Origin of the sequence: Paenibacillus sp. VCA1 (assembly GCF_031583795.1) — a bacterium.
Taxonomy (GTDB): domain Bacteria; phylum Bacillota; class Bacilli; order Paenibacillales; family Paenibacillaceae; genus Paenibacillus_AQ; species Paenibacillus_AQ albilobatus.
On sequence record NZ_JAVLSX010000008.1, the window covers coordinates 85,242 to 107,068 of the forward strand.

Genomic DNA, 21,827 nt, shown 5'->3' on the forward strand with positions numbered 1-21,827 from the left:
AAGCCATGAATAGCAATAAACAAAAAGATAGATCATTGACAATTAGTTTTCTAACTGTTAGTCTTTAATCATTCCGAATTAGGAGGACAAATTTTATGACAAATGAAAAACAAAACCTTTCATCCGAAAAGATTACGGCTATTACTAATGCTTGTATTTTTGATGGGGAAAATGTCATCGATGCAAGAACGATTGTCATCAAAGGGGAACAAATTGCTTCGGTGGGAGGAGATATTCCGGCAGGCGCCACAGTGATCGATGCGGAAAATGCAACACTGCTGCCGGGGTTGATTGATGCGCATGTTCATACTTCCATCGGCGGATTACGGGATGCGTTAAAATTCGGTGTCACGACGGAACTCGAATTGAATGGTGATTTTACAAAAAGAGGCCGCGAGATACAGTTGAAAAATTTGCATGATATCGCGGACGTTCGTTCTGCGGGCAACGCGGTTACCGCTCCCGGGGGGCATCCTGATGAATTGCTGCCGGATGACGGCGAAATCCCTGAGTTTGTTATGAAGGAACTGCAGAAACTGTCAGAGGAAGAACGGGAAGCGATGCTTGCCGCCTATGCTCATGACCACGAAGAAGTGCCGCAGGTTACAACGATTGAAGAAGCGATCAAACATGTCCGCACCCAAGTGGAGAATGGCGCTGACTATATTAAAATCATGATTGAAGAAGGGACGGTCATGGGTGCGCCCGGATTGCCTGTATTAAGCGACGACATTTTAAAAGCGGCCGTGGACGAAGCCCACAAGTTTAATAAACAGGTCATTGCGCACGTATTGACCGCCCGGTCCTCGCAAACCGCGATCGATCTTGGGGTGGACGGACTGGGTCACCTGTTTATGGATCGGCCCGGGTCAACACCGGAGCTGGTACAATCCATCGCAAATGCCGGCGCTTTTGTTATACCATGCCTGGTATTAAATTCATCCATCATTGGCAATTCGGCATCGGAGTTGGCTGATGATCCTCGCGTGCATTCCAAATTAAGCCCGGAATGGATCGATATCCTGAACTCCAGCTTCAACACCTTTCCACAAGGAAGTATGGAGAACAGCTTTAAAAACGTAATGGATCTGCACCAGGCGGGAGTCGATATTTTGGTCGGCACGGATGTTTCACCGGTTCCCGTACCACAGCTTGGCGGTCTTGCCCACGGCGCCAGCGTTCATCATGAAATGCAATTGCTGGTTAAGGCAGGTTTCACTCCGCTGGAAGCACTGCGGTCGGCTACCTCTACAACAGCCCGCCGCTTTGAACTTCATGACCGCGGCCGTATTGCCGAAGGGACTCGTGCTGACCTCGTACTGGTCGATGGGGACCCCACAACCAAAATTTCGGATAGCTTGTCAATTAAAGCCGTGTGGCTCAAAGGTGTCCAGCAACCAATCAGCTAAATATTAAAAAAGTGAAAGGGATCACTTATGAAAACCGCCTTTTCGTGATCTGCACCTCAACGACGGATGGTGTCTAACTCTTGGGATGCACTTCATCGAAGGCGGTTTTATTTTTTCATATTCCATTCGTTCAGCCGATTGCGCCGTTAATTCAAAACGCCTTTCATTTTCACCAGATGATCCGTTTCCTGAATCAGATCACGCAGCATTCCAAGCGCCTGTTCTAAACCGGTTTGATCTTCCGTGACCAAGGTGATGATGTCATTGACTCTTTGAGCGTACCGGCTTGGCACCGTGGAAAAAGAATCGGCGATGGCCGCAGCTCCTTTTTCGTTCATCCAATACGTTTCGTTCAGGGCAAACAAAACCTGATTCAAGCAGGAGACGGCCCTGAAGCAGCATCCGGCGATATAAGATAAATCTTTTTTAGGAATGCCTTTTTTTCCGATCTCCAGCGAAAAGCTTGCTTCCCACAGAAATTTTTCGATGATCGCCTTTCGAAGCGCATGCGGGTAGGGGTTCATTCTGCTCTTCATTTCACCAACAAGTCCCGATGGATCCCATAACACCTTGCACAACGCTGCTTCAGCTGCATAAATCGCATTCAGGAATCCATGGGGATGCCCCGGCTGATAGTCGATCGTGAGATGTCCGGCGTGGCACTGCTCAATGACTTGGGACACTTTGCCGAGGTCGCGGTATAAAAAATCAACCGGCATTTGCTTCACCTGCAGCCAGCCGCCGCCATTGATCCAGGATCCCCAACCGCCGATGTCCGTCATGACGTTGTCTCGATGATCGTCGTCCAAATCCGAGGCTGCGCGGCGCAGTTGGGCAAGGTCCAGCCCTTTGCCGGGATCATAATAAATGCCGATATCGATATCGGAGCCGGGATGATGCGTTCCCTTCGCCCTTGAACCGCCCAATACCAGAGCTTGGACGCCGTCGACTTGCTTTAGAACTTTTACGATGTTTGAAATGATCGCTTGCGCATCCATGTTTTTTCACTCCGTTCCAAGATTGACTTTATCTCATCATAAACGATTTTGCTCTTTAGCAGATAGGTAGTAGATCGTTTAAAAAATACTGAATTCCCTAAAATTTTTCTTTCCCAAATTTGAACCTTTTTCCCATGTCTATGATCTTTGTTACATCCAAATCCTTGAAAATCAGCTACGCTTAGCATGTAATAGATTTCACAATGTTGCACGGGAGGCGTGGCAATGAAAAAAAGATTGGTGATGATTGGCAACGGGATGGCGGGAGCACGGTGCATCGAGGAGATTCTACGCCGCGACCGCGAACGCTTTGATGTGACGATGATCGGAGACGAACCTTATCCGAACTATAACCGCATCATGTTGTCACCTGTGCTGCAGGGCAAAACGACGTTCGAGGAAATTACGATCAACGATTGGGATTGGTATCAGTCCAATGACATACATTTGCTGGCAAATGAGCATGTGGTAACGATCGACCGGGAAGCGAAGCAAGTCACGACGGATCGGGGAAGCGTGGTGCCTTATGACGAGCTGATTATCGCGACGGGGTCCAGCGCGTTTATTCTGCCGGTACCGGGGCATACCCTCGAGGGTGTGATCGGCTTCCGGACGATTGACGATACGAAAATGATGCTGGAAGCGGCCAAACAGTACAAAAAGGCGGTGGTCATCGGGGGCGGACTTTTGGGCCTGGAAGCGGCACGCGGGCTGATGAACCAAGGGATGGAAGTGCATGTCGTTCATTTGCTCCCTTACCTGATGGAAATGCAGCTCGACCCGGCAGCCGCGAAGCTGCTGCAGCGGGACCTGGAAGCCCAGGGCATGAAGTTCCTGATGGAGAAAAAAACGACGGAAATCTACGGCGACGGCCGGGTGCAAGGGCTGCGATTCGAAGACGGCACCAGCGTCGAATGCGATCTTGTCGTGATGGCCGTCGGCATCCGGCCGAATGTCGCGCTGGCGCGCGAAGCGGGGTTGGCGGTGGGCCGGGGCATCCAGGTCAATGACGTCATGCAGACGACGGACCCGAACGTGTATGCGGTCGGCGAATGCGCCGAACACCGCGGCATCGCTTATGGATTGGTAGCGCCGCTTTATGAGCAGGGCGTCGTGCTTGCGGATCATCTGACAGGCCAACCGACGGAAGGGTACCATGGCAGTGTGTTGTCGACGCAGTTGAAGGTGGCAGGCTGCGACCTGTTCAGCGGCGGGGAAATTCATGCAGACGAAAATACGAAAGCGATCGTCGTTCAGGACGAATTTGCCGGAGCCTATAAAAAAGTGCTGGTCCGTGACGGAAAGGTCGTTGGCGTCGTTCTCTACGGGGATGTTTCGGATGGCAACAGGCTGTTCAATATGCTGAAGAAAGGAAGCGACATTCAGGAATATACGAGCGCATCGGTGCTGCATAAAGCCGGGGATGACGGCGGGATGGACGTGGCGGCGATCAGCGCGGACGAGACGATTTGCGGATGCAACGGCGTGACGAAAGGAAGAATCGTCGGCGCGATCCTCGAGCATGGATTAACGACCTTCGATGAAGTCAAATCCTTGACGAAAGCGGGCGGCTCGTGCGGCAAATGCCGAGGCATGGTCGAAGCGATCCTTGCGCATACGCTCGGCGATAAATTCGATGCCTCGGCGCAAAAAGCGGCCGGCATGTGCGGCTGCACCACGCTTTTCCGTGATGAAGTCGTCGCCGCAATCCGGGAGAAAGGGCTGCAGTCGCCAAGGGAAGTGCGCATCGTGCTTGGGTTTGCGCATGAGGAAGGCTGCTCGAAATGCCGTCCGGCTTTGAACTACTACTTGCGGATGCTGCGTCCCGAGACGTATGCCGACGACAAGGCTTCCCGGTACGTCAACGAACGGATGGAAGGCAACATCCAGAAGGACGGCACCTTCTCCGTCATTCCGCGGATGTATGGCGGAACGACGACGCCGGAGGATCTGATCCGCATCGGCGAAGTGGCGAAAAAATACGAGGTGCCGCTGGTCAAAATCACGGGCGCCAGCCGCATCGGCCTGTACGGTGTGAAAAAAGAGGATGTTCCTAAAATATGGGAAGAGCTGGAGATGCGTTCGGGGTATGCCTACTCGAAATCGCTGCGCAACGTGAAGTCGTGCGTCGGCTCGAGATTTTGCCGCTTCGGCACGCAGGATTCGTTAGGGCTTGGCATTCGGCTCGAGCAGGAAATAGAGATGGTCGATACGCCGCACAAAATGAAAATGGGCGTCACCGGCTGTCCGCGAAACTGCGCCGAGGTGCTGACGAAGGATTTTGGCGTGGTGTGCGTGGAGAACGGGTATCAGCTATATTTTGGCGGCAACGGCGGCACCGAAGTCCGGGAATGCGACAGCTTGACGACCGTAACGACGGAGGAAGAAGTGATTCGACTGGCCAAAGCCTATGTGCAGCTGTACCGGGAAACGGGCATTTACGGCGAACGCACGGCCCCTTGGGTGAACCGGATGGGCGCGGATTGGGTGCGCCACATGCTGGCGGATGAAGCGGAAATCGAGATTTTGGTTGACCGGTTCGAGGCGGCAAAAAGAACCTACCGCGAAGCCTGGAAGGCCGCGCTCGATAACGAGGAACGCCGCAGCATGTATACGGTGGAAAAACCATAACGGGGAGGGAACCGCATGAGCGCTACAAAGGAACTGGTGAAAGTGATGAAGCTGGAGGACCTGAAGCCGCTGATCGGCAAGGAGGTCCAGGTGCGGGACGAAACGATCGCATTATTCCGGTTGTCAAACGGCGAGGTGCGCGCCGTCAGCAATCGGTGTCCGCATAAAAACGGGCCGCTTGCCGAAGGGATCGTGTCGGGTGAGTACGTATTTTGCCCGCTGCATGATTGGAAAATCTCGCTGACGACGGGCGAGGTGCAAAAGCCGGACGACGGCTGCATCGCGACCTACGAGACCGCCGTGATCGACGGTTATGTCTATGTTGGGGGGCTGAAGCACCATGAAAAACACGATCTTAACCGTTGAAAACGCAGGCGTCGGCAAGGTTAACTTATTGAACCGGAGTTTTGGGAAATATCTCGTCTCCTCCATGCTGGCGGGCCTGTTCGTTGGCTTTGGCATCATCCTGATCTTTACGATCGGCGGATTATTGTCCCCGGCCCATGCTCCCGCCACCAAAATTGTAATGGGGGTCAGCTTCGGCATCGCCTTGAGTCTTGTTTTGATGGCCGGATCGGATCTGTTTACCGGGAACAACTTCGTCATGGTCGTCAGCACGCTAAACAAAAAGACGACCTGGCTGGATACGGTCAAAATATGGCTTTACAGCTATGTCGGCAATTTTGCCGGATCCATGCTGGTAGCGGCGATTTTCGTCTTTACCGGTCTTGCGAAGGGCGGCACGGCCGATTTCATCAACAGCGCGGCAAGCGCGAAAATGAATGCGCCGTTTATGGAGCTGTTCATGCGCGGCATTTTGTGTAATACGCTCGTTTGTCTCGCGGTTTGGTGCTCCATGAAGCTGAAAGAAGAAATCGCGAAGCTGGTCATGATTTTCTGGTGCCTGTTCGCCTTTATCACTTCCGGGTTCGAGCACAGCGTGGCGAACATGACGCTGCTGTCGATTTCGCTGTTCATCCCGCATCCGGAGACGGTTTCGTGGGCGGGAATGGCCGCGAATCTGATCCCGGTTACGCTCGGCAACATGGTTGGCGGCATTTTGTTCGTCGGCATCGCTTATTGGTATATTGCGAAGGATTAGGGGGCAGAGGAAACAGGATTGCTCCGTAGATAAAAAAACGCAGGCAAGCCGCCTGTCAGCCGACCGGCATATCGACAGTGAATCATTTGGGAGACATTTGATGACATTGATTTCGGGTTCATCTCTCCAGTAAACGGGGCAATCAGCTGGCCAAAAATAAACACCTCCTCATCCCGGACGGGTTACTTGCCAACCACGATCCGGCGATGAAGAGGTGTTTTTTCATTCAGTAGACGGTATATATTTTTTGTATCAGCAGCTTCTTATTTCATGTCCTGCCAGCTTTTGAAATCGTGAATGGCGAAGCCGCCGTAACTTGCGTAGTGCGCCAATTGATTATGGGCAGACTGGAGTTCTTTTTCCATCACCTCGTTGCTCATGGAAAAGAATGAGACCCGTGGACCCTCGGCGCTTTTGACCGTTTCTACAGCAACCACAATTTTCTTCTTGAGCGTGGAGGCTTCCCTCAGCATGGCCTGTGCATTTTCCACAATCCCATTGCTGCCTGACGCATGATTCCGATAATTCATGATGACGAGGCAGTCGAACTTTTCCAGCAGCCATGCGCTCATGCTGTAATTCTTCCCGGGGACATGAATCGTATTCAGCCAATACGGAACGTCCATCGCAATGTTCAAGCCGCTGCCTTTGGTTTCTTTTTCGATCAGCCTCAAATTGTCCATCCAGCTTTCGAGAATCGACTTATTGTCCTTGGTCCATTCGCTAAGCGCATAAGGCTCGATATCGAAATGCAGTCCCATAAAGCGGGCTTCCGGATGGGCGGAGGCATTATAGGTTTTAACCCAGGCGATGAATTTTTGTATATCCTCCTGCTTAGACTTATAGACCCATTCGGGGCGCCCCTCAAGGGCTTCCACTTGAATTCCTTCGCTTGTGGCTTTTCGAATAAAATCCTCATATATCGCTGGACCGAGATCCCGATCCACCTGAAGATAAATCGATGTTACACCCTTCGTTTTTGCGAAGTTTATGATTTTATCCTGATCCTGTTTGATGATGCGACTGTCCCATATCCATGTTCCTTTCGGAACATGGGCCACGGAGGTCATAATGCTCACCAGATGGCGCGCGGGCTGCCAATCCACATTGGCGTGCAGGGCTTCACTAATAAAGCGCAGCGGAACCATCGTGCGGCCGTTTTTGAGCACCGCGGACCCTTCAAAGTCGACTCTTTTTCCATTCACCAGTGCATGATGATCGCCAATCACCAACATAACGGTGTCGCGGTTAAGCGTGATCGTAATTTGCTTTAATGTTCCGTCCCATTTCGTAGCGGCACCGAGCTTGTCGGATACAAAAGCAAGCGGAACCATCGTAAGATTGGATCGCTGATCGACATAGGGGGGCTCATCCGGGAATTGTACATCACGCCCATTCACGGATACTCGAACTTCAGCAGCGTAAATAGCGGGGGTGAACGCAGCGAAACTTAGCATGATCGCTAAGGTGCATACTAGCCATTTTTTCATGGGTGATTTCCTTATCTTTTTGAATTTGTTCTTCTGTGCATCATTGCCGCACATTGAAATTATACGGTATGTAATAAATGGCAACAAGGTCAGTAGGTAGGAGGTGGAGAATTTGAATGTGGAATAGAGAGGGGAACCGGGACTATTTGATGCGGGTTTTTTAAGACGGACAACTGATTCTCCTTTCAAAGTATCTTAAAATTCCCTCATCCCCTTAGGAATGAAAAGGTAGAAAATTTTTACTGTTGAATCAATTTATGTATAAGAAAAATGAAGAGAAACAGGTCATGATAGTGTCTGACCATAATTGACCTGTTTAATGAACTCTTTAGAGTTATACAGGTACTACAAAAAGTTTTGTTATAATAGTGAGTCAGTTATTAGTTTTTCAAACATTTCATCAAAGGTTTTAAATTTTAGCATTTCTCTACCAGATGGATTATCTAATTCTAAGTACTCCTTTACATTGATTTTATATACATACCAACTAATATTACTCTCACCTAAAAACAAATAGTCTTTTTGGGATTCATTTTCATACCAGATTTGATTTAGAGAAATAAGTCCAGTAATTTGTTGATTTGGACTTTTTTCTAAATATTCCTCATCAATTCCATATAAAATGAAACAATTAAATTCCAATCCGTTAACAGTTTTCAATGCAGTAATATATTCCTCGGGTAATTCAATATTTAATTTTTCTTTTACAGCTTTACCAAAATTCGATAACTCTGCTTCTAATGCTCCCGAATTGATAAGTTCTCCATACATTAATTTTTCATTTCTCAACTCTTCCAATTTTGAATACCACATCTAATTCACCGCCTAATGTGTTTTAGGATAGATATTACCATCTGGAACAGGCCAATCTACTGTTTTTGATTCTCCAGTTTTTAATGATTTGGCAAAGCTATTTTGAAAGTTAGTAATTACCTTATGGTATGGTTCATTTTTGATCAGTATTAGATTATAAAAAGCATTTGTTCCACCATCATCTATGGGAATTTTATGATGAACTTGCCATCCATCGGGAACCTTTCCGTTTACTATTTTGAGTATATCTGTATCAGTAAACCCAGCTTTCTTTAAGTAATCGGTATTCTTGGCCAAATTTTGTAGAAATTCTTTTCTTACTTTTGAATCGAATTCTTTTCTTAAACCCTCTAATTCTTCAGAGCTTCTTTTCACATAATCTATTTGTTTTGTCTTAACATCTGATAATGTAACTTTTTCACCTCTAAGGGTTCCCGTAAAATCATCAGTCCCCTTACTACCCCTACCCGTATACTCCCCTGATTCTAACGCATCGATCTGTTTTTGTCTTTCAGGCGAAATATGCGGGCCTGGGCCTTTGGAATGTGGGGCATCAGGACCAAGGCATGGAAGCGATAGTAGCCTCCTTCGGCAGTGCCGAGAAGGGGAGAACGTTTCGTTATACTAATATTCATCTTTGGCGCTATACTTTGCAAGTAGCTGCTTAAGGATGCGATATTGGTCGGAAAACGGAGGGCGTTCGTTTTGAATTTTCCATCTCCCGTCTTCGCTAGAGCGGAGTCGGCTTTTGCTGTATCCCCAAATAGTTCAGGTACTGGTGTTCCACTTTTTCCGGTGTTCTTTTCTTCAGTCTCTTTGAGTTGTTTAGAAGCAGAAGCTTCTTTTTTGCCTAGCTGAATTTTTTTAAGTCCACATTTTTTGCATGCAAAAAGACTCATTCCACCTCTTTGTTCAAGTTGGAATAAGCCCTTGAAATTTTATTAAGTTGTTGATTTACACGAAAGTATTGACAGACCCGGTGGGAGCCATTTTCCCCCCCGTATTCATACCAAAGATCGAAAAAGACTACAACACAGGCAGTTAGCTGGTATTGTGGCTTCGTTGGTTGTATTGTACGACCATGTTGTTGAGACAGTAAAGAGCTTACATAAAATTCTTGACAGACCCTATCGCCTCTCTAGTTCATACACCTCAATGCATTTTTTATTTATCCAGTCTACTGCTAATTCTGCTTCTTCTCTTAACATAACGCCTCGCTTGCACTTATACTGAAAATTTTCTTTTGCCCAGACCAGTATGATCTTTGCATATTCTGAAGTTTCAATTTTACATGTACTGTCCTCTTCATCTTCTTCAGCAAAGATATCTTCAATGGTTGTAAAAAATTTGTCTGATTTTATTAAGTTTACATTCCCCCCACCTTCGTATAAAGTTATCTTTCCTGCTAGTAATTCAAGTAATTTTTCGATTTCATTCTTTACGGTAGCAAGATCGCCGAAAATATCCGAACCTAGCGAATTACTAATCAGATAACCATTCTTTAATGATGAATCTATACCAAAATCCAAAATAACCTCATTAAAATCTTCATTATATTCAGTTGTATACAAATATTTAATCATATTGTTATCTCCATTCTTCTTAGTACAACGGATATGCTGACGTAATTTTCCCATTTTTTATAACAGATTCAATCGAAAGACTGTGCAAAAATATGTAATTCTTTAAATCAATTTATAGATTTATCTTTTGTGACTCCCCGGGACGGAGGCGGATTCCCTGAATTTCACCGGCGACATGCCATAGTTTGCGCGGAAGACGCGGTGGAAATAGGAATAGCTGGCGAACCCGGAGGTTTCCGCGATTTCCTCCAGCGTCATCGTGCTGTATTTGATTCGCTCAACGGCGGCGTTGAGACGGATTTCCAAGGCATATTGAATCATCGTCTTGCCGTAATACTCCTTGAATAGCTTGACCGCACGCGACAGGCTTAAACCGACGTGCTTTGCCGCATCCTCCAGTTTAAAGGTAACCGTGGCATGCTCCTCTACAAACCGCTTCAGCCGGAGGGCCGTAGAGGCAAGGCGGTCGGCAGGCTTGGTCTCGGTTATGGCCCGGTCCAGGCTGAGGCAGAGCCCGCGCAGCAGGTAGCTTGTCAGTTCATCGTTTTCCCCATCCATTCCGCGCCGCTTCTCCAGGAGCAGATGCCTCCATAATCCAAGCAGATGATCGTCCAGTCCGATCCGACTGACAACCGGGCGCTGCATCCGGCCCCACCACTCGTCGATCCAAGCCCCGTCGCAAAATATAAAGTAATCTCCGCTGGATATGCGGCCTTCCCCGCCGCCATCCTTGACACGCAGCTCGTATTTGTCACCGGGCCTCAGCAGCAGCAGATCTCCACCCTGTACATGGTGCACGGTCCCGTTGGAGTACACCTCACAAGAGCCTTCCGTCTGCAGACGGAACAAGTAGGTCGTCAAGCCGCCCCGATGGCTGTTGCTGAATTGCTGGAAATGGTACGAATAATCGCAGATCAACAGTCTTGCATCCATAATGGCCAAAACCTCCAATAAAAAAATATAAGCAGATAGTTCATGTTGCAGCCATATTGTTTATGTTCATTCTAGCCTACTTCCTTGTATGATAGTAGCAGATTGAGCAGTAACTCTAATTTTGAATCGAGGTGCGCCTAACATGAGAAGAATGAATATCGGTTTGCAACTGTATACGCTGCGCGACGAGACGGCACAGGATTTCCGCGGTACACTCCGTAAAGTGGCGGAGTTGGGTTATGAGGGTGTGGAATTTGCAGGCTACGGTGACATTCCCGCCGAAGAAATGAAAACGCTTCTTCAAGAGCTGGGACTGAAAGCGATCGGCAGTCACGTTGGCCTGCATCTGCTGCGTGAGGATCTGCAGAAGGAGATCGATTACCTGAAAACGATTGGCGCGAAATACATGATGTGTCCATACGTCGCTCCGGAGGACCGCGGGAATGCCGAGGATTGGAAGAACCTGTTCGCGTTCCTGGAAGAGGCAGGTGCGGAAGCGCACAAGCAAGGTCTCATCTTCGGTTACCATAACCATGCATTTGAATTCGAAGATAAAGTGGACGGAGAGTTCGTATTCGACGCGATGTATGCGGCAACTTCTCCTGAAGCCGTACAAGTGGAAATGGACGTATGCTGGGTGCAATTCGCCGGACAGGACCCGCTTGCCTACATTCCGAAATACGCCGGCCGTCTGCCGCTTCTCCATCTGAAGGACTTCAGCCGGGATGAAGAGGGCAACATGAAGACGCTGGAGCTCAGCCAAGGCAGCGTGAATTTGCCGGGGGTCATTCAGGCTGCATCCAACGCAGGCACGGAATGGCTGATCGTGGAGCAGGACGTATGCCAGAATCCGCCGCTCCAAAGCGTGGAGAACAGCATGAACTGGCTGAAGCAGAACTATTTGAACCAATTTTAATTCGTAACCGAGAATGAGGAAAAAGGAGAATTATTCATGAGCAAAATTAGAGTAGCTGTATTCGGCTGCGGCGCGATTGCCCAGCGCAGACATATTCCTGAGTATGCCAACAATGAGAACGTGGAGCTGGTAGCTTTCGCTGATCCGGTTAAGGAGCGTGCCGAAGCAATGGCAACTCAATATGGCGGTACGGCGTACACGGATTACCAGGAGCTGCTGAAGAATGAGAAGCTGGATGCCGTGAGCGTATGTACACCAAACTATCTGCATGCCCCAATGACGATTGCGGCAGCTAATGCCGGTCTGCATGTACTTGTCGAGAAGCCGATGGCTTCCAATGCCGAAGAAGGGGAGCAGATGATTGAGGCTGCCCGCAAGAACGGTGTTTATCTGATGGTCGGACACAACCAGCGCCTGATGCCACCGCATGTGAAGGCAAAGGAAATTCTGGACTCCGGCAAGCTTGGCAAAGTGCTGACCTTCCGTACATCCTTTGGCCACGGCGGACCGGAGGGGTGGAGCGTGGACGGACGCGACAGCTGGTTCTTCCGCAAGGAAGAAGCAGTGATGGGCGCGATGGGCGACCTTGGCGTGCACAAATCCGACTTCATCCGTTATTTGCTGAACGATGAAATCGTGGAAGTTGCCGGCTTCATCGGTACGGTTCATAAAGAAGGCACCGACGTGGATGACAACGCGACTTGCATCGTGCGCATGAAGAGCGGGGCAGTAGGCACGTTGATGGCGAGCTGGACGCATTACCGGTCGGGCGACAATGGAACGGTGCTCTGGTGCGAGAAGGGTGCGATGAAGATCGGTACGGTCGACGGGGACGAAGTCATTGTCGAACTGACGGACGGGACGGTTGAGACGTATAAGGTCGGCGCGATGGCAACGAACGAGAAGCAGGTGCCGAGCGGCGTGATCGACGAGTTCGTAGAATGCATTATGACCAAAACGCCTCCGCGGATTTCCGGCGAAGAAGGTCTTCGTTCGCTCAAGGTAATTCTGGGCGCATTCGAATCCCAGGCCAGCGGTAAAATCGTGAAGTTGTCATAATGAAATCGAAAAAGGACTGTCCTATAGGATCTTAGATCCGAAAGACAGTCCTTTTTTTTGTGCTCCTGGAAAATGCTCGCCATTGCCTCCGGGGCTGGTGATGCGAAATATGACGTTTAACGCGCATTCTGACGACGATTAGTAGGACTAAAAAGCTTATAGGTAAAAAGGCCGACTGAGAGGCCTATCCCCAAATCGACAAAAAAGAGCGGCAATACTTCCAAAGAAAAAAACCGCAGGCCTTTTGAGTACGGGAACTCGTACAGGGGAGGGGCCAGAAAATCGGTAAAGCTAAAGGGAAATGGATCTTTAGGAAAAAGAGATTATTTTTCCTTTTCTTGATTGACATCGTGAAAGCGCATTCATATACTGAGGCTTAAATTTGTTAGTTATTTTAACTAATTAAGGTGGTGAAGCAAATCGTGATCGGTCGGGGGAAAACCGGGAATACGAAATTTATGAAGCAGATGAATCGGGAAGGCATATTGCACCAGCTGCGACAGGAGCCCCGCTTGTCACGGGCCGAACTGGCAGCAAAAACCAAACTGAGCCGCCCCTGCGTCTCGGCGCTGGTCGAAGAGATGATTGGGGAAGGGTTGATCCTGGAGGTTGGAACAGGAGAATCCAAAGGGGGACGCAAGCCCATCCTGCTTGAATACAATGTGCAGGCCTATGCGGTTGTAGGCGCCGTTTTTGAGGGAAGCGAGCTCGAAATGGCGGTGGCCGATATGAAAGGCGAACTGATCGCACAAGTACATACCCGCTTGAACCGGCCGGTGGACGGGGAATCGGCGCTGCATGCGCTCGAAGCGACTCTTGCGCGTCTGCTTGAGACTAGCGGCATTGCCCGCGACCGGGTGATCGGCATCGGCGTCGGCTTGCCGGGCATTACGCAGCGGCTGAGCGGTACCGTGAGCTATGCCCCAAGTACGGGCTGGATGGATCTCCCCGTAGGCAAGGAAATCGAAGAACGCCTTCACTTGCCGGTCGTGCTGGATAACGACGTGAATATGATGACGCAAGGCGAATTTTTTGGCGGAGCCGGATCGGGCGTGTCCAGCCTGGTGTACATGTATGTCGGAACGGGAATCGGGGCCGGCATTATCATCGACAAGCAGCTGTACCGGGGAAGCAGGGAAGCTTCCGGGGAAATCGGTTATATGCGGATCGGAGATTCGCCGGGTCGGCGGAAGGATGAATTCGGCGTGTTTGAGAAAAATTTCTCGGTTGCCGGCATCCACTGGAAAGCGAAAGCGCTTGGTCTTCATGTGGACCCGGAGGCAAGCATACTTAAGCAGTTGATCAGGCTGGGCGAGGAAGGCCATTCGCAAGCGGAGGTGCTGCTCGATGAAGTGTATCACGGCTGGGCATCGGGGATCGCCAATACGGTCAGCGTACTCGATCCCGAAATGCTTGTCTTGAGCGGCGAAATGGTGCATCTGAACGAAACGGGACTGGATCGGATTCGCGAGTTGTTATTCGATTGGGTGCCTGTGGTGCCGGAAATCCGTCTGGCCGAGCTGCGCGAACGCGCGGGTTTGCTGGGTGCGGTGCACAGTGTTTTGGAAGCGCATTCTTCAGCGGCGATGGGGGCTGGAATCTAAAATTCCCAGTTTTAAAATTTGGCCCAGCGCATAATTAGTACTTAACAAGAAGCGGAGTAGCGGAGGGGACGGAATCGATCCGAAGAAGCGACAGCGATCGGAAGAACGATCCGGAGCCGTAGCGGTCAACACGCATCATATCAAGATCTAACATCAGCATTAAACCTAAAAATTAGGGGGAATCAAAATCATGAAAAAGAAATTTTTGAGGCTTGGCATGTTTTCTATGGCGCTGGCGATGACGGTCGGTCTGACGGCTTGCGGCGGGGGAGAAAAGGAGCAACCGGCAGCCTCCGGCGGAGACAGCGGGAAAAAAGGATCGCAAAAGCTGGTCATCTACACAGCCCGCGACAAAAATGTCGTCGAGCAGATCTTGCCGAAGTTCGAGGAGCTTAATCCGGACATCGATGTCGAAGTGATGACGATGGGCGCCCAGCAGATCATGGAGCGGGTGCGCGGCGAGAAAGCCAATCCGCAGGCCGACTTCTGGTGGGGCGGCACGCAGTCCTCTTTTATTACGGCGGCGAATGAAGGGTTGCTGGAATCGTATAAACCGAGCTATGCGGACAGCATTCCGGCTGAATACAAAGACGCTCAGGATCGCTGGTACGGTGAGATGCTGCTGCCCGAGGTGATCATGTACAACTCCGAGGCGGTGAAAAAAGAGGATGCGCCGAAGGATTGGGACGATCTGCTCGACCCGAAATGGAAGGACAAAATTTTGATCCGGGGCGTCATGGCTTCCGGGACGATGAGAACGATCTATGACGCCATGATTTACCGCCAAGACCCTGCAAATCCGGAGAAAGGTTATGAATGGCTCAAAAAACTCGATGCGAACACCAAGGAATACACCCAGGATCCGACCCAGCTTTACTTGAAGCTCGCCCGGCAGGAAGGAACGCTGTCGCTTTGGAATCTGCAGGACATCCTGCTCCAGAAGGAGCTGCAGAAGCAGCCGTTTGACTACATTTACCCGGCAAGCGGAGCCCCGATTCTGGTGGATGGGGTCGGCATCGTGAAAGGCGCCAAAAACATGGACGCCGCCAAGAAGTTCTTTGATTTTATTTTTGACAAAGATCAGCTGAAGGAGAAGGCGGATAAATTGTTCCAGATTCCAACCCGGACCGATATCGACAAAAACGAGTTCCCGGACTGGTACAAAAAACTGGATACCAAGCAGCTTGATCTGGACTGGATAGTTCTGGCGGATAAAGAGAAGGAATGGATGCAATATTGGGATGAAAATATCAAAGGCAAAGGCGGAAAGTAAAATCCGTACCATCATTGGTTCAATGATCTAGCGTCGAACGAAAAACCGAAAAAAATGGCAAAGCTGGCGGGGGCAACCCCGCCCGGCCATTCGGCTTGCTTGAATAAACAATCATGCCTGCATCTTACAGAGAATGACTTGAAGGAGGACTCATTATGATCGGAGTCACGCTGGATCGCGTCAGCAAAAAATTTGGCGCAGCCAGAGGTGTGGAAAATGTCGACGTACATATCAAGCCTGGAGAGTTTTTTACTTTTCTTGGTCCGAGCGGCTGCGGCAAAACGACAACTTTGCGCATGATCGCCGGATTTTATTACCCGAGCGATGGACGGATCCTGTTTGGCGAACAAAACGTCACCAACATGCCGCCCAACAAACGCAATACGGGTATGGTGTTCCAAAACTATGCCTTGTTCCCGCACATGACCGTGTTTGAGAATATTGCTTTCGGTCTCCAAGTCCGTAAACAGGGAAAGGCGGAAATTCATGACAAAGTGACGCGCGCCCAAAAGCTTGTGCACCTGGATGGCTACGGCCAGCGCCGCATCGACCAGTTGTCGGGCGGGCAGCAGCAGCGGGTAGCGCTGGCGCGAGCTTTGGTGATCGAACCGAATATTCTCCTGCTCGATGAGCCCTTGTCCAATCTCGATGCCAAGCTGCGCGAAGAAACAAGGCAGGAAATCAAAAGGCTCCAGCTTGAGCTCGGCATCACGACAATCTACGTTACGCATGATCAATCGGAAGCGATGTCGATGTCGGACCGCATTATGGTCATGAAGGATGGCGTCGTGCAGCAGATCGGTGCCCCGCATGAAATTTACAACCGGCCGGTCAACCGTTTTGTCGCCTCGTTTATCGGCGAGTCCAATCTGTGGGAAGGAACGGTGGAACGCCTGGAAGGCGGCATGGTGGACGTTCGTTTAACGCCGGATGTGCTGCTGACGGGCCTGGCCGAAAACGCTTCGCCGGAATGCAAGCTGGCGGTCGGGCAAAAGGTAACGCTGTCGGTACGGCCCGAAGCGATCCGGGAAGCCGGCCCGACGGGATACGGCGAGCCGAATACCATGGCGGCCAAAGTGCTGCTGTCGGAGTTCACCGGCATCAGCGTGAATTATATTGCGCAAGCCGGACCGCTGTCCGTGAAGGCGATGTTCGTCGGGCAGGGGCACCGGATGCGGAATCGGGATGAGGACGTTTGGTTTACCGTCGCCCGGGACAGCATTTATTTTTTGGAATAAGGGGGTGAGCCGAAGCGATGAACAAACCAGAGCCTCAATTGACACCGCGGGTTATTCGTCCGAACAGCCGCTGGAATTCGGTGACGGCATCGCCGCATTTTGTATATGTGCTGATTGCGCCGTTATTTCTCATTCTTTTGGGGTATGTCATCTATCCGTTTTTCCAGACATTCCTGCAAAGCATCAAGGCGGACGGCAGCTATTCGATCCAAAACTACTCCCGTTTTTTTAGCCTCGAACATACGGCCAATTTGGAGGCGCTTTGGACGAGCGTGTATATCTCGGTGCTAAGCGTGGTCACCTGCGGCATCGTGGGGGTAGGGATGGCATTCCTGCTGGAAAGGTACGAGTTCCCGGGGCGCAAGCTGCTGTCGGTGCTTGTCCTTGTGCCGATGGCTTTGCCGCCGCTGATCGGGGTGCTTTCTTTTGAATTTTTGTACGGCTCGAGCGGCATCATTCCGCGCGGATTGCAGCATTTGCTTCATTTGGAAAAGCCGCCTTTTACCTTGAAGGGCATCTGGGGCGTGCTTGTGGTCCATACTTTTACGATGTACACCTATTTTTATATGACGGCATCTTCGGCGATCCGGGGACTTGATCCGTCGCTTGAGGAAGCCGCGGCCAACCTGGGAGCGAACCGGTTCACGGTCTGGCGCCGGGTGATTCTGCCGATGCTGACGCCGGCCATCGTTGCGGCATCGCTGCTCGTCTTTATGATTTCGATGGCGTCGTATACCGCGCCGCTCATTTTCGGGATCGAACGGACGATGACGATGCAGATTTACCTGTCGCGCACCAACGGCGATCTGGACATGGCTGCGACGCAATCAACGCTGCTGTCGGTCGTGTCCATCCTGTTCCTCATTTTGATGAGATGGTATCAGGGCGCCCGGAATTACCAAAACATGAGCAAGGGCGTCAGCGTGCATCGCACCGAAGTGAAAAGCAAAGCAGGCAGAAACACCGCGATGGTGTTGTCCTTTCTTGGGGTGCTGGTGCTTATGCTGCCGATTCTCGTCATCGTCCTGCTGGCTTTTTCTGAAGACGGGAAGTGGACGACCCAGGTTCTGCCGCCGTCTTATACGCTGGATCATTTTAAAGATTTGTTCACCGACAGCAAAACATGGCGTCCCATCGCCAACAGCTTCAAGATCAGCATCGCGGCGACGATCGGCAATCTGCTGTTTGGGGTTGCGGCGGCATATGCCGTCGTACGCATGAAATTTAAAGGGAAGACGCTGCTCGACATTTTGATCATGCTGCCTTGGGCGCTTCCGGGCACGGTCGTTGCCGTCAACCTGATTACGGCATTCAGCGAGCCGAATGCGTTCTCCTTCGGCCAGGTGCTGATCGGCAGCTTCTGGATTTTGCCGCTCGCCTATTTTGTACGGCATCTGCCGCTGATCTTCCGCTCGACTTCGTCGACGCTGATGCAGACCGACCGCTCCGTGGAGGAAGCGGCCCGCAATCTGGGGGCATCCTGGTGGTATACGTTCCGCCGCGTCGTATTTCCGATGGCGCTGAGCGGCATCCTTGCCGGCACGCTGCTGGCCCTGGTGGAAGGCATCGGCGAGTTTGTCGCTTCGATTCTGCTGTATACGAACAAGACGACACCGATCTCCGTCGAAATCTTTCAGCGGATGTACGCGTTCGAATTCGGCACCGCCTGCGCTTACGGCGTGCTGCAAATCGTGATGATCATTTTCGTTCTTTATGTTTCCCGCAAGCTGACCGGCGGCAATGCCGGATCTGCCATTTGACGATAGATTTTTCCTGGAATAAAGCGACGATAGACGAATCCTTTCATTGCGCGCGGATGCCCTGCAATCCATCCGGACGTCCCGCGATAATGATACAGGCCGGCGCCGGCTTTGACCGGTGTCAGCCACAACTACGCTTGAAGGAGAGATGCGATTTGAGTCAATTGAGCACAAAACGCAGGACGAAAAAGTGGGTGGCGGCTTCGCTCAGTCTGGTGCTGGCCGGAACGATGGCTTTTCAAGCCGGTCCCCAAAAAGCGGCTGCAGACAGAGGGGTGGTTGATTTATGGAAAGCGATAAAGCCTCTGACCACCATTGCAAGCGCGATGAATACGGGGGCTCACCCGGATGACGAGCACAGCGCGACACTGGCGTATCTTTCTTTGGGACTCGGCGTGGATACATACAGTGTCATAGCCAACCGGGGAGAAGGCGGACAAAACGAAATCGGCAGCGAGCTGGGCAACGCCCTCGGTATCATCCGCACCAGGGAGCTGCAGGAAGCGTCCAAAATCACCAACGTGACCTTGGCGAACTTGAGCCAAAAGTTGAACGATCCGATTTATGATTTCGGCTTTTCCAAAAGTCCTGAAGAAACGCTCGCCAAATGGGGCGAAGACGTCGCCTATGAACGGCTGATCCGTCAAATCCGGGAAAAACGTCCGGATGTGCTGATTCCGGCCTTCCTGAACGAACCTTCGACGCACGGACATCACCGCGCCGTGAATGTGCTGACCGTACGGGCGTTCAAGGATGCGGGAAATCCGCAAGTTTTCCCTGAGCAGATCAAGGAAGGCCTTCAGCCATGGCAGCCGAAGAAGCTGTATGTACCGGCCTCGGATAAAGATTATGACGTCTCCTTGCCGGTAAAAGAATATAGCGAATTGTACGGCGCTTCCTATGCCCAGCTGGGCGAAGAATCCCGGTACATGCACAAGAGCCAAGGGATGGGAAGACAAATCGACGAAGGTCAGGGAACGGCGTATTACAAGCTGCAAGAATCGGCGGACGGCAAAAAAGCCGGCGGTAAGCCGGAAACGTCGCTTTTTGGCGGAATTGCCTTTACGTTCGAGGATTTGGCGCAAGAGCTTGATGTGAAAGGAAAGGACAACAAAGTCGTCAAGCAACTGAAAACACTGCAGCAAGACGCAAACGAAGTCATTGCCGCGTACCCATCATTTGCGAAAGTGGCCCGCGAAGTCCATGAGATGAAGGCGGACGTAAAAACAGCCGTAGAGCTGGTAAAGGTGTCATCCTTGGAGCAAACGGCGAAAACCGATCTGCTGCACCGGTTAGCCGTAAAGGAGAAGCAGCTCGATAAGGCAAGCCAGGAAGCGACATCGACCGTGGTTAAAGTGAAACCCGAGACCGGCGAGCTGATTCCGGGGCAAACCACGAAAGTGACGGTGACCGCTTTTAACGGCGGCGAGGTGGACATCAGCAAAGTCAATCTGAAGCTGAATGTGCCGGAAGGCTGGACCGCGAAGGCGGCTGGAGCGGACAGCTTCGATAAGCTCGCTAGAAATCAGACGGTCAAAACGGAGTTTACCGTCACGGTTCCCAAGCAGGTGGAGGACTTTAATCCTTATGCCCTTCCGCTGATTTCCGCGGATATCCGGTATGAAGCGTTCGGGACGGAAGCGTCGCTGCATGCGGTTCCGGACAATGCGGTGGCGGTGCTGCCTCCGGTAGCATTATCGCTCAGCCCGGAAGCGGCGGTATTGAATACGCTGAAGCCGGAGGATCCCGTATCGGTGAAGGTTACGGCGACCAATTATGCGCCGGGTCCGGAGAAAACCAAGGTTTCACTGCAAATGCCGGAAGGCTGGACCGTGGAGCCTGCGGTTCAGGAATTGAGCTTCGCGGCTAAATACGAGACCAAGACGGCTGAGTTTTCCGTCAAGGCACCGGCCAATGTAAAAGCGGGAAGTTACAACCTGGCGGCTATAGCCAACGACGGCATGTCAGACAGCAGCAGAACGGTGCAGGTGATCCAGTATCCGCATATCGGCAAAACCTATTACGTCAAACCGGCCAACCTGGCCATCCAGGCGTTTGATCTGAAGGTGCCGCAAGGACTGAAGGTCGGATATGTGTCCAGCGGTTTTGACAATATCGATCAGGTATTGCGTCAAGTGGGTGTCAATGTGACCAATCTGGACGCTAAAACGATCCAGTTCGGCGATCTGTCGCAATACGACACGATCGTGCTTGGTATCCGGGCCTATGCCTTCCGTCCGGAGCTGATTCCAAGCAATCAGCGGTTGCTCGATTATGCCAAAAACGGCGGCAACCTGGTTGTCCAATACCATAAGCCGGAGGACAAATGGTCGCCGGATCTGGCCCCGTATCCGATCAAGATCGGCGAGCCGCTCATCCAGTGGCGCGTGACGGATGAAAATTCCAAGGTTACGATGCTGGCGCCGGAGCATCCGATCTTTAACACGCCGAACAAGATTACGGACGCCGACTGGCAGAATTGGATTCAGGACCGTTCCGCGTACAACCCGTCCGAATGGGGCAAGGAGTATACGGAGCTGATCTCGAACGGAGACCCTGGAGAGAAGGAATTTACCGGCACGTTCCTGACGGCGAATTACGGCAAAGGCACTTACACGTACAGCTCGCTTGTTTGGTACCGCGAAATGCCAAGCCTTGTGCCGGGTTCGATCCGGATGTTCGTTAACATGATCAGCCTGAAGCAGGATGGGGCGGCGTCAGCCGGGGTGACTGCTCCTAAGCAGTAACACCCGAACGGGAATTTGGGCAAGTAATTATAGAAGTCGACAGGTTTTATAAGGTGGAGGCGGGCACGGCGTAAAGCCGAAGCAGCTTCACGGCGTGTCCCCTGCCTTCTGGCTGATGGATTACAGGTTCGCTGTAAGACGTGTGAAGGTACATAGGGCAGGATTCCAACGTGATCGGAATTTATTATGAGATGAAATAAGGCTAAATAACAATTTGACAATAGGCGAGGTAGCGGGGGGACGGAATCAATTCTTACGAAGCTAAAAGCTT

18 protein-coding genes are annotated in these 21,827 nt (G+C 51.1%); 11 read left to right on the plus strand and 7 right to left on the minus strand.

Annotation, left to right across the window (positions count from 1 at the left end):
• The first annotated feature begins 95 nt into the window (after positions 1-95).
• Positions 96-1,409, plus strand: a complete 1,314-nt coding sequence (locus RJP21_RS18945; RefSeq protein ID WP_310860698.1) for an amidohydrolase family protein — start codon at positions 96-98, stop codon at positions 1,407-1,409.
• 146 nt (positions 1,410-1,555) lie between these two features.
• Here RJP21_RS18945 and RJP21_RS18950 read toward each other — a convergent pair whose 3' ends face one another.
• Positions 1,556-2,407 carry a nucleotidyltransferase domain-containing protein gene (locus RJP21_RS18950; RefSeq protein ID WP_310860699.1) on the minus strand — a complete coding sequence of 284 codons (852 nt, stop codon included), beginning with the start codon at positions 2,405-2,407 and terminating at the stop codon, positions 1,556-1,558.
• A gap of 225 nt (positions 2,408-2,632) precedes the next feature.
• On the opposite strand from RJP21_RS18950, the gene nirB reads away from it, so the two are divergent.
• The 3 genes from nirB to RJP21_RS18965 are packed head-to-tail and all read left to right on the plus strand — an operon-like array spanning position 2,633 to position 6,140.
• Positions 2,633-5,038 (plus strand): nitrite reductase large subunit NirB, encoded by a 2,406-nt coding sequence (gene nirB / locus RJP21_RS18955; RefSeq protein ID WP_310860700.1) that lies wholly within the window; start codon positions 2,633-2,635, stop codon positions 5,036-5,038.
• 15 nt (positions 5,039-5,053) lie between these two features.
• Positions 5,054-5,404, plus strand: coding sequence for a nitrite reductase small subunit NirD (nirD, locus tag RJP21_RS18960; protein ID WP_160043628.1), 351 nt, complete (start codon positions 5,054-5,056; stop codon positions 5,402-5,404).
• Complete coding sequence (locus RJP21_RS18965) at positions 5,379-6,140, plus strand: formate/nitrite transporter family protein (protein ID WP_160043627.1); 762 nt, start codon at positions 5,379-5,381, stop codon at positions 6,138-6,140. Before nirD ends, RJP21_RS18965 begins: the two co-directional genes overlap by 26 nt.
• Positions 6,141-6,403: 263 nt before the next feature.
• Here the strand turns inward: RJP21_RS18965 and RJP21_RS18970 are convergent, their stop codons facing one another.
• The 6 genes from RJP21_RS18970 to RJP21_RS18995 form a co-directional block, all read right to left on the minus strand.
• Complete coding sequence (locus RJP21_RS18970) at positions 6,404-7,630, minus strand: copper amine oxidase N-terminal domain-containing protein (RefSeq protein WP_310860701.1); 1,227 nt, start codon at positions 7,628-7,630, stop codon at positions 6,404-6,406.
• 360 nt (positions 7,631-7,990) lie between these two features.
• Positions 7,991-8,443 carry a YrhA family protein gene (locus tag RJP21_RS18975; protein WP_310860702.1) on the minus strand — a complete coding sequence of 151 codons (453 nt, stop codon included), beginning with the start codon at positions 8,441-8,443 and terminating at the stop codon, positions 7,991-7,993.
• A 12-nt stretch (positions 8,444-8,455) separates the two neighbouring features.
• Positions 8,456-8,818, minus strand: coding sequence for an HNH endonuclease signature motif containing protein (locus RJP21_RS18980; protein ID WP_310860703.1), 363 nt, complete (start codon positions 8,816-8,818; stop codon positions 8,456-8,458).
• A gap of 110 nt (positions 8,819-8,928) precedes the next feature.
• The gene (locus RJP21_RS18985; protein ID WP_310860704.1) at positions 8,929-9,342 is read right to left on the minus strand and encodes a hypothetical protein; all 414 of its coding nucleotides are present in this window, start codon (positions 9,340-9,342) and stop codon (positions 8,929-8,931) included.
• A 228-nt stretch (positions 9,343-9,570) separates the two neighbouring features.
• Complete coding sequence (locus tag RJP21_RS18990; RefSeq protein ID WP_310860705.1) at positions 9,571-10,026, minus strand: hypothetical protein; 456 nt, start codon at positions 10,024-10,026, stop codon at positions 9,571-9,573.
• 120 nt (positions 10,027-10,146) lie between these two features.
• Entirely contained in the window at positions 10,147-10,959 is an 813-nt protein-coding gene (locus tag RJP21_RS18995) for a helix-turn-helix domain-containing protein (RefSeq protein WP_310860706.1), read from the minus strand.
• A 142-nt stretch (positions 10,960-11,101) separates the two neighbouring features.
• On the opposite strand from RJP21_RS18995, the gene RJP21_RS19000 reads away from it, so the two are divergent.
• From RJP21_RS19000 to RJP21_RS19030, 7 genes are all read left to right on the plus strand, one after another.
• Positions 11,102-11,875 carry a sugar phosphate isomerase/epimerase family protein gene (locus tag RJP21_RS19000; RefSeq protein ID WP_160043615.1) on the plus strand — a complete coding sequence of 258 codons (774 nt, stop codon included), beginning with the start codon at positions 11,102-11,104 and terminating at the stop codon, positions 11,873-11,875.
• 36 nt (positions 11,876-11,911) lie between these two features.
• Positions 11,912-12,934: a Gfo/Idh/MocA family protein gene (locus RJP21_RS19005; RefSeq protein ID WP_310860707.1), complete on the plus strand. Its 1,023-nt coding sequence runs from the start codon at positions 11,912-11,914 to the stop codon at positions 12,932-12,934.
• A gap of 422 nt (positions 12,935-13,356) precedes the next feature.
• Positions 13,357-14,538, plus strand: a complete 1,182-nt coding sequence (locus RJP21_RS19010) for an ROK family transcriptional regulator (RefSeq protein WP_310860708.1) — start codon at positions 13,357-13,359, stop codon at positions 14,536-14,538.
• Between the two features lie 190 nt (positions 14,539-14,728).
• Positions 14,729-15,811 carry an extracellular solute-binding protein gene (locus tag RJP21_RS19015; RefSeq protein WP_310860709.1) on the plus strand — a complete coding sequence of 361 codons (1,083 nt, stop codon included), beginning with the start codon at positions 14,729-14,731 and terminating at the stop codon, positions 15,809-15,811.
• Between the two features lie 155 nt (positions 15,812-15,966).
• Positions 15,967-17,049 carry an ABC transporter ATP-binding protein gene (locus tag RJP21_RS19020; protein WP_310860710.1) on the plus strand — a complete coding sequence of 361 codons (1,083 nt, stop codon included), beginning with the start codon at positions 15,967-15,969 and terminating at the stop codon, positions 17,047-17,049.
• A 17-nt stretch (positions 17,050-17,066) separates the two neighbouring features.
• A complete protein-coding gene (locus RJP21_RS19025) occupies positions 17,067-18,809 on the plus strand; it encodes an ABC transporter permease (RefSeq protein WP_310860711.1) in 1,743 nt (580 codons plus the stop codon).
• 230 nt (positions 18,810-19,039) lie between these two features.
• A complete protein-coding gene (locus RJP21_RS19030) occupies positions 19,040-21,556 on the plus strand; it encodes an NEW3 domain-containing protein (RefSeq protein ID WP_310860873.1) in 2,517 nt (838 codons plus the stop codon).
• Positions 21,557-21,827 lie beyond the last annotated feature (271 nt).